We start from the raw sequence: 12598 nt of genomic DNA on the forward strand, positions 1-12598 counted from the left end.
TGCATTTTTCTCGGTTTTTAGAGCAACTTGTAATTTTTCTTTTTGAGCGGGTTTCAAATAATTTTTGGCTGGCATATTTTTTTCGTTTTTCGGATTTCCTATTTTAATTATACCCTATTTAAATGCCGAACAGCTTACCAGTACAGTTATTATCGGAATTCACCACTATTTTAATTCATTCTTTTATTATTGAAGTTTAGACTCAATTCCCAACGAAATCACATACAGCGCTTTTCAAGTAAGTGAGGTACACAGACAGATCCCCGACTTCTCTAATAAGTCGGGGATCTTGCGTAGAAGACTGTACTTCATCAACCTGAAATCTGCTGTATTATTTATCAGGGCGGGTTCTGTTGATAGATTATCGGTGTGTATCACAATTAAACGGCTAAACCTGCCCCTACAATTAGACTCTTCACGTTTTACTTTTTACACTTAACTGATCAAATAACAGACAAGGTAGATAAGCACTTCCGCCAACCCATTCTGGTGACGCACCTAAATCAACTAGACGTTTAAACGCCTCAAAAATACTACCCGCTACCATAGTATTCTTAACCCGACCGACTATTTCACCATTCTCGACTTTGTAACCTAAATCCAGATTCACGGAAAACTCTCCTGCTAGCTGATTCGATTGACCAGCACCCAGCACTTGATCGACAATCAGCCCTTCTTTCATCCCAGCAATTAAATCCGGCATGGCTGTCTTTCCTGGAATCATACACAGATTGACTAAATCGGGTATGGGACGAGATAACCCACTCCGGAAACCATTCCCACTGGGTTGACATCCCCCTCGCGCCGCCCAACGTCGATCCCAATAAAATTGGTTAACAATACCATTTTCAATTAATACTTTTCTTTGGGTAGGTGTTCCTTCATCGTCAAACGGACAAGCGGAAGCACCGATACTAGGGTCTTCAAACAAGGTTAAACGCGGATCAAAGAGTTGTTCACCAACTTTATCCGCTAAAGGAGACGCCTTTTGTACCACCGCTTGCCCAGAAAGAATCGTATCAAACAAGCGCCCAATGGTACTGGCTACTGCTCTGGGTGTAAATAGAACCGGAAACGTTCCACTGCTTATCGTCGCCTGTCGCTCTGCCCGTCTATACTTTAGCAGCAAGTCTTGCAGGATGCGATCGCAATCCGGATATCCATCCCGCTGAATATCATAGCTATAAGCCTGAAGAAAATCTTCTCCCTTAACTAAATTCCCTGATAGACTAGCACTCAGGATTTGGCGGCTACGTTGTGTCCAAACATTACTGGTGGTGGCAATTTTCACCGAACTCGAGCGAATGTGAAACGCGACATCCACCAATATATCAGGGTTATAAGCATGAACCTGCTCAATTAACCCTTGTCCCACCTCAACTAATTCTTGGGTGGGTGGGGGCTGAAAATCGCTTTTCGGTGTCGTCAGTTGTACATCCCTAGCCAACTCGAACTCTACGGGAGCGCCAATTTCTGAGGTTTGTACGGCGGCGGATACTAAGTCATCCAAGCGACTCAAATCCGTAGAACTGGCAAATCCCAGACGCCCATCACAGACAAGACGCAGCGCTATTCCCTCACGGGCTTTGGTTTGCAGGGATTTTAAACGATTATTTTCAAAGGTAATCGGTGTATCTTGACTGGACAAATAGTAAACCTCAGCCGCTTCAGCCTGCTGAGTGGCTTGGTTTAAAATCCGCTCCAGCGTTGAATCACTCAATGAGAATCTCCCACTTTATGGAATTGCCTTTCTCTTTTCATATAATATGAGAGGCTTGATAGTCAATCTGATTATGCTTTTTTTGTCGGGGCAAGACTTTGAAAAGCTGCAAAGCGACCAGCACCAGATAAAGCGGATTGATTAATAGATAGCGCTTCCAGAGACGAACAGGTTCTTGCATAAATCGATAGAGCCATTCTAAACCGAACGTTTGCATTAAAATTGGGGCTTCGTGAACTTGACCCGCGTGCATATCAAACGCAGCACCGACACAGAGTATAGGACAATCCAAGCGATGGCGATGAGTAAACGCCCACTCTTCTTGCTTTGGACATCCTAAGCCAACAAAAAGGATACCTGCTCCCGATTGGCGAATGGTTTGCACGTACTCCGCATCTTCCTCTGGAGTTAATGCTCGAAATGGTGGAGAGATTGCGCCAGCGATTTTCAAGTTAGGGTATTTTTGGGTCAGCTTGACTTGCAGTTGCTCTAAAATAGCGTCGGTTGAACCATAGAGAAAAATACTCACGCCTTCAGCCGCTGCTTGTTTGCACACCCTTAACATAAGTTCAGGTCCCCGGACGCGATCGCGCAAATATTTTTCTCCCGATTTGCGAAACAGATTCAGCGCCCAGCGTACCGGTTGACCATCTGGGGTGACTACAGTAAAGTTGTTCAGGCGATAACCATGACCTTGGGGGTCAAGATAACCACGCATCATGCTATGCACATCCGTTGCTGCTACTGTGCAGGATTGATGCTGTTGAGCGTTTTGAATGATCAGATCGGTACATTCCTCATAGCTTGTTCGATGAACGCCAATTCCGATGACACTGGTTTGACTGGGAGACACTGGTAATGTTTGAGTATTCATTCCTATTTCCTCATAGCTGCCCAAACTGGGTTTCGTATTTTTATCGCCCGAAGTCCCAAAACCTTGTTTCTATAGACCTGGAGTGAGCCAGACGCACGGTCAACGACTTTTGGGTTTATCCTTATCTCGCTAAGTCTGGGGAGTTAGGTGTGAACCTATTTTGGGTTGGGGAATAAAATCCTTTATGGGAAGCAATTTACTTTTAATTGCTCAGCCATGTCAATAGTTGTACATAGATCGAAATGTAAATCAACCAATTGCGAGTCTTTATGTAAAGAGTCTTTACAAAGTTTTGTAAAGTATCAACCGTTTCATCTGTCTGTAATCCAGCTAATTCAAGTTATGGCGCTACACGCTGGTGTATTTACACAACATTAGAAATGGAGGCTTTATCAGGAGTTATTTAGAACATTTGTACTGTAACTGCGCGAGAGCGTGCTGCTATAATTTACCCCTTTTGGGTGAGGGCGAGGCAGATGTCAGGAGGGTTGATCAAATTAGTGTGAAGTTTTCATAAAGATACGACAGGCTGTTTATGAAGAGTCTGTGAAGAGTCTATTTTTGGGTAGACAGTAGTTGATTAAATTCAGTAGTTTTACTACAGACAGAGAAAATATACTTACGGGTTTCAGTCTAGCAATTAAATTTTTCACAAATCCCTCGACTTGAAACCTGATCTATGCCAACTCGGTGACACTGTTTAGTTCGCGTCATTGTTCATGGGTTATGAACGGTAATCCAAGGTGGATGATGTATTAACACGGTGACGCCCTGTATAGAATCCCTTGACCTAAATACACGTTGAGTTTCACGTTCTGGGCGAGGGATAGATTTAATCTGGCAAAAAACGGGTGCATGCTAAATTATGACTACCATTACGGTTACAAGCGCTGCTGACAGTGGAGCGGGTTCTCTGAGAGCTGCGATCGCGCAAGCCCAAGCAGGAGATACAATTCAATTTGACTCTAGTCTGGCGAATCAGACGATTACCCTCACCAGTGGTCAACTCGAAGTTGATAAAGACCTGACAATTGATGGGCAAAATACTCCAGGTTTAACCATTAGTGGGAATAACGCCTCCCGTGTTTTTTTTGTTCAAGGAGATCCACCCTGGGAACCTGTAGAGGTTACTCTAAAGCATCTGACTATCGCTGATGGAAAGACGACGGAGAAGGGTGAAGACGGGGCGGGAGCTGGACTTTGGACATTTAGCTCCACCAAGTTAACCCTAGAAAATACCACCTTTAAGAATAACCATGCTAATGGTGAAGGTGGGGGGGCGATTTATGCTGGGTGGCGTAGTACCAACATTGTAATCAATAGCACATTTGAAAACAATAGCTCATCCGGGAATAGCTTGACGGGTAAGAGTGAGCGAGGGGGTGGTGCGATCGCGGTTAAAAGTGAAAGCTCACTTACCGTCAGGGATAGTCAGTTTACCAGCAATACCGGAATTAATGGTGGCGCGATTAATACCGTCTTGGGGGGGTTAATTGTGGAAAACTCCACCTTCACCAATAATGACTCGACTCCCGGCGGTTCAATCGGACCCCATACCTTTGGTTACGGGGGTGCCATTTATACCGATGGTGCTTCAGCAACCAATGATAGCAGTACTTCTGGCACAATCGAAATTCGCAATAGTCGATTTGAGGGCAATAAAGGCGCCGGACAAGGAGGAGGGCTGCTGTTATTTGGGTACGAAGGCGACGAGGTGATTATCGAAGATAGCACAATTATCGATAATCAGGTGATTGAATCGGTCAACGGTGATGCTCTCGGTGGCGGCTTGCGACACGGGAATAGCAAGTTAACAGTGCGTAACACCACCTTTGTCAATAATCGAGCGTTAGTTCAAGGTGGTGGTTTGTGGATCGGCGAGAAATCACCTGTCACCATTGAAAACAGTACCTTTTACGAGAATAAAGCCGAGTCAACCGATGGTAAGAAAGGTTTGGGGGGAGCAATTCTTTTAGCGAATGGTTCTCAACCCACGATGATTACCAATACCACGGTTGCCAATAATTATGCTGGATGGCAAGGTGCTGGATTCTGGGGGGGTGGACGAAATGTCACGCTCCAAAATAACCTGGTTGCAGATAACTTAGCGAATAATGGCGGTAATGATTGGGATATTTTCCATCACACCGGTAAGGTATTTAGGGATGGGGGCGGTAACTTTCAGTCCAATTATCCTAATCCAGAGGATACGAAAGTAACCGATGGGGTGACGCTGGTTGATCCCCAACTGGGTGGGTTTACCGATAATGGAGGTACGGTACAAATTGCCCCCAAACCGGGTAATCCATTAGTAACAGGGGGAGCTGTGGGGAGTCGTTCTCCAGATACTGCTGCCACAGCGCCGAGTGACTTGAGCCTGACAGCAGTTTCCGCTACAGAAATTGAATTGACCTGGGCGGATAATAGTAATGATGAAACAGGATTTAAAATTGAGCGATCGCGCGACCAAGAAAATTGGACGGTAATCGCTACCACGGTGGCTGATGTTACCCGTTATCGGGATACTGATTTAACCTCGAATACACAATATTACTATCGCCTCAGGGCAATTAACGACATTGGTGATTCTTCTGCTACGTTCGCCCAGGTAACCACCGATAGCATAACCAACCCTCAACCCATCCAAGAGAATCCTCAACCCATCCCGAAACCTGCGCTGAGTCGCACATCTGAGGATGTTTTCTTCGTTGAAGGGGACTCGGATGCGGTTCAACTTCAATTTGAACTCACCGGAAGTGACACCAATTCAGTTAATGAAGTTGGCATTTTTTGGGTGGATGATCAGTCGGGTTCCATTAACGGTATTGCTCCTGGTGAAGTCGGATATTTGGCAGCCGCCCTCAGCCAATCTCAAGTTGTTTTCTCTGTGCTTCCTGGCAATCAGTTTACGGATTTAAGCTTGACCCGTCAATTTGGGGTTGATGGGGCTCAGAATTTTGGGTTTTACCTGATCAACGACAGTACCACGGATACAGTACGGGCTGAGTTGGCGGCTGGAGGTACTCCGGATAATGTATTCTTTGGTTTGACCTCTGCCAATGGCAATCAGTTTGACCCTGTACAGGTATCTGAATTAGGTGATAACTACTATAACCTGGCGTGGGAAGATGGCAATGATGGGGACTTTGATGACCTAGTTTTCACGGTGCAAATCACGGAAACTGAGCCAGGAGTCGGAACCCAGTTACAAGGAGGGCAAGAAGCAGAACTCATTGATTTACGGGATCAGGTAACGGGTATGATTCCAGCTCAGTTTGGCGTAAATAGTGACGCGGACTATGACAATAACTTTGGATTTTATATCATTGATGACCCAGATGGTCGCATTGGAGATTTGCGCCCTGGTGATCCCGGTTATGCGGAGGCGGCGGTTCGTCAGCGATTGGACACAGACGCGGGACTCCCGGCTGGGACGTTAGTGGCTCCCTTTATCATCGCCGATGGCAGCGCTGAGGAGTTTTTGGCAGAGAATCCCACCAATCAGAGTGGTGAAGACGTGATGGCTTATTTTGCCTTTATGGGAGCTAACCCGGATGGGGTAGACCACGTTCGCCTGTTGGGTGATAATACCATTGGGTTTGAGGATCAATGGAATGGAGGCGATCGCGATTATGATGATTTGGTGATTCAGGTGAATTTTATTTAGATCGTTATATTTTCCATCATATTCCTAAGTGTGTTGGAACCTCTGCCTTTGATGCTTTAACTACAAGTTGACGTGCGGAATGTGGGCTAGATTATAATCAGGACAATCTGCTCGGTGGTTCATGCTTGACTGAGTATTTCCTGATAGATTTTGGAATAGAATCTCCCCTTTGTTTCCCAACTAAACACTTCAATTCCCCTCTGTCGCCCCGCCTGTCCCAGTTTAAGTCGCAGTTTCGGGTCAGTGGCTAAACACGTCATCGCTTGAGCCATATCCTGAACAACTTGTTCTGGATTTTGGGCAGGTACTTTATAACCAGTTTCCTCTGAGACCAAGATGGTTGGTCCTCCTAGGTCTAGGCATATCACTGGGCGACCAGCCACCATTGCTTCCAAACAAACGGTTCCTCCAGACTCGTGTAAGCTGGGGTGAACTAATACATGACATTCCTCTAGCTTACGCAAGGTTTCATTTCGAGGTAGCTCACCCCAGAACTTGACTTTGGGCATGATTCCTAGTTCTTGGGTAAGTCTGTGCAATCGCTCTCGCTCGACACCATCTCCAACAACCCAGTACTCTGCTCCCTCAATGTTGGCAAGTGCAAAGGCTCGCAGACCCAGGTGAAATCCTTTCCAGTGAAGAAGACGACCAATACTAATAAATCTTACTGGCTGAGTGTCAACTGATCTATATTCGGCAAGATCACTAACTACTGTTTTGGGTAAACCCACCTGAGAATATACTTGAATTTCTTTTGCACCGAGCTTCCATAACCGTTGAGCGGTTGCTGGTGTTGTGGCTAAAACCACGGCACTCCGTTGAAGGGCAAGGCGGACAAACAAATCATGTTCGCCCAACCAGCGAGCTAAATCTCGCAGCAGTTCGTGAACCTTGCCATGAAAACTAAAATCTTGCCAAAAGCCTTTTGGCGCTGATTCCCCTCCACCCACTGGTCCCCAGACAAATGGCACTGGAAGGAGAGGGAGGATAGTAGGCATTTTGTATGTAGCATAAACCATCTGATGTACCAAGTCTAAGCTGACTTCACGGTGAAGTTTACGGGCAATGAAGTAAGCTTGGATTTGCCAGAGATAGTAGTGTATATATACTCCCAATTGAAATTTCCACAACATTTGATCCAAGGGCGATTCCAAGTAGATAAAGTGGAGATTGGGCATAGGATGACGGGTGATCTCTTCCTCAATGCTAGAGCGATCGCGTGACCAAGTTAGTACCCATACCTCATAGTGATTTGCCATCTCCTGTGCCATATTCCAGCCCTTTCCAGGCTCAGAGCCCATTCCGGGTTGACATCTGTAGGCTGATATACAAATTTTCATTTTACTTATTTAGCCCATCTGGGTTTCAGCGATTTACATTTATTATAATTTTCCCAGAGTGACTAGCGATCCAAAACAGTTAATATAATATTTCATTTTATGCAGCAAAAGCTGAAACTGACTACTCTTGGTGTTGAACTAGCACAGGAAACTGGCTTTCCCGACGGATGCCCCATCCTTAAAGCATGGCGCGATCGCTATTCCCCCCAATTTAACCAGGTAGTACAAGAAACCTTTGAAATCGTTGAAAATAAAGAGGCTGATGGGTTTCTGCTGCCATCCAATGTTTCGTTCTATTCCCCCAAACGACTTAACCAGATTGGCGCGATGGTGGCTGACTTGGGGTTGCCTTCAATTGGTTTCGATATCAGCCATGAGCGGCGAAAACCTGGATGGCTTGACTATATTATCCGCTTTTCTTGGTATCGTTCGCTCCATGAACCAGGGGTAATTATTAGTCCAGCATTCCTTAATGGAGATGGATTCGATCTAATGGCGGAATTGGGTATCTTGGACTGGGAACCCAAGCAAAAAGAAGTCTTGCCAACGGTTAGTTTTTGTGGTAGAGAAGGGGGGAGAATTGGACGAGCTATCTGGAGAATGATGCCCAAAAGTCTGACTCGTCAGATGGCGACTAATTTTTTCTGTGCTACGACTCCCGGTATTCGCATGACCTGTTGTTACCCACTACGAGTCGATGCGATGCAGGTTTTGGAAGGAGATTCTCGGATTAAGACGGACTTTATTGGGCGGGGGACAGCGGGACTAAAACCTAGTGTGCAGGGGGATAGACGTCACCAATTCATCGACAATTTGCAGCGTAATGCCTATGCCCTTTGTGTTCGGGGGGCGGATAATTTCAGTTGGCGATTATATGAAGTGCTTTCTCTGGGTAAGATTCCGATACTGATAGACACCGATTGTATGTTGCCCTTGGAGGAGGAGATATCCTGGGATCAGTTGATTGTCCGGGTTCCATCTACCCACTTGCAGGAATTGCCGGATCGGTTGTGGGAATGGCATTCTCGGCTTTCTCCGTCGGAGTTTTGTGACTTGCAGCGAAGGTTACGGTTGCTTTTTGAGCGCTTGACACCAGCGCGGTTTTATCCGGAGGTATTTGGGAAAATCCTGGGATGAAGAGAATATTTTCAGGGATAATTGCTACGGATTACCCTGACCATTCGCCATCACATAAGAGATCACTTCGGCAAAAGATTCAGCAGCAGTTTCAGGATTTGTTTGAGCGATGAATTGTTGGGAATACTGACCCATTGAGGTGATCGAGTCAGGATGGTCAAGAAAACGCCCCATGAGAACGGCTAACTCTTGAGGGGAATAGGGATCAAAAATATAACCATTGTCTCCTTCAACCACCATTTCTGCTGCACCTGCCCATTTAGAACAGAGGACAGGTTTACCAAATACCATGGCTTCCAGTGCCACCATACCCCAAATATCCTCAAACGTGGGAAAAACAAACACATCAGTTTGCTGAAAATAACCGCCTAAACGTCCATATTCTACCCAACCTACCCAGGTCACAATATCTTCTAATCCGTTGTCCTTAACGAACGCTTGCAGTTCTTCCCGTTGATCTCCTGTGCCAATAATCAGTAAGGAATAATCACGGTATCCCTCGGTTTGTAGAATGGAGCAGGCTTCTAAGAGCGACTTAATCCCTTTTCTGGAGGTAATTCGCCCTACATATAGAAATATGGGGCGTTGGAGTTGTAATTCAGCTAGCTGAGTTTGCTCCAGACTTTGACGCAGGGTTGTCGCATCTGGCACCAAATAGTTTCTGGTAAAGACTTTATCTTCTTTGGCGCCCAGAGCTTGCATCAGATAGGTTTTGGCTCCCTGGCTGTTAGGGACAAAGGCGTCAGCAAACCGGGCGATTAGGCGTCTTAGCCAGGAACGAATTTTGGAATCTTGAAAGTCTGAATTGGGGGAACTGCCGTCGTAGATAATGATAAATCGACACTGAAGCCAAGGTTTCAAAAGCAGCGCCAAGACTGTCCACAAGGAGAAGGCTTGGGCAAAAACGATGTCTGGCTTAAACCGAAGTAAATGACCGACAATGCCAGGAGATAAATACATAAAACGACGGTTATAGCCGGTGGTTGTCTTCGTCGTTTCGATAGATCGCATTTGACCGACGACTTGGATGACATTGGCACCAGGCGCTTGTGGCTCAAATCCGGGCCACACCAGTCCGGTGTAAAATATTGTGTTTTTAAATTTCTTGGTGAATTCTGCTAAAACAGGCTGCCAGTAAGCCCCCAGTTCTACGGAAGGAACCAGCCAAGCAATGCGAAGGTTGTCCATTGATGTACCCGGATTTCGTTTCAGGTTTTATTTCCCTCGAACCTACCAAATACTGCACTCCAAAGCAATCGCCTGTAAGGTAACAGGCAATAAAGAGACCAAAATAAGCCGCCATGTCGTTTAGCAAAGTGCTGCCACTCTGGGAAGGGGTAAAGGACTTGTTCTTGGATAGATAACCCTTTGGGTCGATCTATTTTCTTTAAGAGATTGGGTAGTGGTTCTGACGCTTCAATTGTGCTGTCCTGACGCCGATTCAGGGGACAGGTTCCGACATAACCGGGAGCCACCCAAACAGTACATCCTTGTTGCTGGGCGCGTAAACCGTAGTCAAAGTCTCCTAGATAATGGGTAAAGGCTGGATCGAGATTACCCACGACTTGAGCGACTTCTCTGGGAATGAGAACACAGTTACCATTAATCGTGTCGCACTGTTTTGCCTGGGCTTCGGGTTCTATCAAGTCGAATTTCAGGGGACGCCACTGACTTGCCTGAACCATACCACCGTAGACAAGGGTATTCATCTGAGAATCGCGGATAGAGCCTGTGACAATTGCTCGTTGGTATCCTTGTTGGCTAAGGTGGTCGGAGGTGGTCAGCAATATGTTTAGCGCCTCTTGGTCAAGTAGGGTATCATCGTTGAGCCAAAGGTAGTTGTCGTAGTCGTATTTGAGTGCTTCACCAAAGGCTTTGTGCATCCCTCGGTTCCAATAGAGGTTGCCATCGCCAAGGAGAATCGTGACTTGAGGATAGGTTTGTTGTACTTCCTCTGCTGTGCCGTCGGTACTGCCATCATCAACTAGATAAACATCCAGTGTGACTTCAGGGGGAAGTCCCTGGTTGAATAACGCCGCCAGACAGGCTAGGGTGTCGGTCTTACGGTTATAGCAGGTCATAAGTACGGCTGTGCGATCGCAAGTCATGGGTTAATCTAGCTTCAGGATTACTCTATTATCTGTCAGCGATCGTTAAATAGCTGCCATAGAAGGCAAGAATTGGTAATCTTTCGCCTAAGACGCGAGTCATTTTGCCACTTCCCCTGATTGCAACATTCACGAAACCCACTGATTCTAATTGCTGTTTCAAGTCGGCAGGATAATGCTGTGAGACGTGGGCTCCACCTAGAACACTTCTTCCTGTAAGCTTTAAACGCAGATAGTTAGGGTTAGGTGTTGTGAGTAGCAGTCTACCACCGGGTTTAATGATGCGGTAGAATTCATGCAATGTTTTTAGAACTTCATCGGGATAAATATGTTCAATAAATTCTCCGGCAACGACAACATCAAATGATGAATCGGGGGCATTTATGTCTGTGGAATATGAACATATTGTACTTGTATAAATTTCTTTGGGTATCTTAGCTAAACGGCTATCAACACAATCTAAACCCACAAGTTGCAGACGCGGATTTAACTCCTTGAGAATCCTTCCACCTCTTCCCGTATTACATCCAACGTCAATAACTGTTTGTACCTGCTCAGGAAAATGGCGGGAAAACTGCCTATATCTTTCTAAAGTGAATGAATCAGTTTCACTTCCTTTTTGTGCTATGTTAATTTCTTCGTAGTTTTTCATAATTTCATTCCTGATAATGTCTCATGATTTGGATTATTTTTACTGATAACCCAAGCGCAACCTTTTAAGTTGGCTCCGAATACCTAGTGCAGAACGTGTTACTTTGAGCATAAGTTTGACAATAGCTAGCCAAAAGCCCAGTTCTCCAATATGTTCTTTAAGCAATTCTTGATTGGACATAAGCACCTGATATTGAGCTTGAATATGCCTCAGTCGTGAGCTTGTTGTTGAAAGTCCCGAATTTGTCTTACGGTAATTGATGCCAACAATGCCAGAATGCTTCCATTGATTAGGACAGACGGCTAAGCGGATTTGTAAGTCCCAATCTTCGTACAGATTCCTACCATGTTGCATTCCACCTGCCTTTATGTAAAGTTCTTTAGGGATAAGCAGATCTCGAAGAGGTGAACCAGACCCATTTGCTAACCATCGCAATCTTTGCTTGATATCCAAATTAGCCAAATCTGAATTATCCCGATACAAAATCGATTCATCTTCACCACGAACTAACTGAACATCCGAATAAGCTATAGTTTCCATGCTACCTTGTAGCGCTAAAAACTCCTTTTCTATTTTTTGTGGCGTGTACCAGTCATCACCATCGAGGGTCGTAATTAGCTCACTTTGAGCCGCACGAATCGCTAAATCCCTATTTGCGGCAACTCCCAGATTTTGTTCTCTTAAAATCGGCTTAATTTGGGAATATTCATGAGCTAGAGATGTAATGAGTTCTCTTGATCCATCTGTAGACCCATCATCTGCTACTATAAGTTCAGTAACTGGCATTGTCTGATTAACCACGCTCATTATAGCTTTCTGCAAAAACTTCTCTTTATTGTAGTTGACAATAATACAGCTAATAGTGGTCATGCTTTAGCTACCGTAAATCTATGTAGTATATATTTATTTTGCTTTGATGATAGATTATAGCATAAAGGGTCAGGGCATCAAATATAACTTTTTGTAAAGATTTATATACTTTTGTGAACATATACTTAGATTTGAACAATGTGTAGCCCATCGAAACGCAAGTTCAAAAATTAAACATTTTCCATTCCCTTAAAATTACTGAAACACACCATTCCGGCAGAATAGTAATA

9 protein-coding genes are annotated in these 12598 nt (G+C 45.1%); 2 read left to right on the forward strand and 7 right to left on the reverse strand.

Annotated elements, in window-relative coordinates:
- Positions 1-415: 415 nt before the first annotated feature.
- Together RIG66_RS14525 and RIG66_RS14530 are read right to left on the reverse strand one after the other, a co-directional pair.
- A complete protein-coding gene (locus RIG66_RS14525) occupies positions 416-1720 on the reverse strand; it encodes a TldD/PmbA family protein (protein WP_446379137.1) in 1305 nt (434 codons plus the stop codon).
- 37 nt (positions 1721-1757) lie between these two features.
- Entirely contained in the window at positions 1758-2594 is an 837-nt protein-coding gene (locus tag RIG66_RS14530) for a WecB/TagA/CpsF family glycosyltransferase (RefSeq protein ID WP_446379139.1), read from the reverse strand.
- An 865-nt stretch (positions 2595-3459) separates the two neighbouring features.
- On the opposite strand from RIG66_RS14530, the gene RIG66_RS14535 reads away from it, so the two are divergent.
- On the forward strand, positions 3460-6261 hold the full coding sequence (locus tag RIG66_RS14535) for a DUF4114 domain-containing protein (protein ID WP_446379141.1): 2802 nt from the start codon (positions 3460-3462) through the stop codon (positions 6259-6261).
- A gap of 119 nt (positions 6262-6380) precedes the next feature.
- Here RIG66_RS14535 and RIG66_RS14540 read toward each other — a convergent pair whose 3' ends face one another.
- Positions 6381-7562 carry a glycosyltransferase family 4 protein gene (locus RIG66_RS14540; protein WP_446379143.1) on the reverse strand — a complete coding sequence of 394 codons (1182 nt, stop codon included), beginning with the start codon at positions 7560-7562 and terminating at the stop codon, positions 6381-6383.
- A gap of 138 nt (positions 7563-7700) precedes the next feature.
- Between RIG66_RS14540 and RIG66_RS14545 the strand changes: the two genes are divergently transcribed.
- Entirely contained in the window at positions 7701-8738 is a 1038-nt protein-coding gene (locus tag RIG66_RS14545; RefSeq protein WP_446379145.1) for a hypothetical protein, read from the forward strand.
- Positions 8739-8762: 24 nt separating this feature from the next.
- Here RIG66_RS14545 and RIG66_RS14550 read toward each other — a convergent pair whose 3' ends face one another.
- From RIG66_RS14550 to RIG66_RS14565, 4 genes are read right to left on the reverse strand one after another with little or no spacing between them, the layout of a single operon-like run.
- Positions 8763-9926: a glycosyltransferase family 4 protein gene (locus RIG66_RS14550; RefSeq protein ID WP_446379147.1), complete on the reverse strand. Its 1164-nt coding sequence runs from the start codon at positions 9924-9926 to the stop codon at positions 8763-8765.
- 20 nt (positions 9927-9946) lie between these two features.
- Positions 9947-10846 carry a glycosyltransferase family 2 protein gene (locus RIG66_RS14555; RefSeq protein ID WP_446379149.1) on the reverse strand — a complete coding sequence of 300 codons (900 nt, stop codon included), beginning with the start codon at positions 10844-10846 and terminating at the stop codon, positions 9947-9949.
- Between the two features lie 28 nt (positions 10847-10874).
- Positions 10875-11498, reverse strand: coding sequence for a class I SAM-dependent methyltransferase (locus RIG66_RS14560; protein WP_446379151.1), 624 nt, complete (start codon positions 11496-11498; stop codon positions 10875-10877).
- A 39-nt stretch (positions 11499-11537) separates the two neighbouring features.
- Positions 11538-12368: a glycosyltransferase family 2 protein gene (locus RIG66_RS14565; protein WP_446379153.1), complete on the reverse strand. Its 831-nt coding sequence runs from the start codon at positions 12366-12368 to the stop codon at positions 11538-11540.
- Positions 12369-12598 lie beyond the last annotated feature (230 nt).

It is taken from the genome of Coleofasciculus sp. E2-BRE-01 (assembly GCF_040221695.1).
GTDB lineage: Bacteria > Cyanobacteriota > Cyanobacteriia > Cyanobacteriales > Coleofasciculaceae > Coleofasciculus.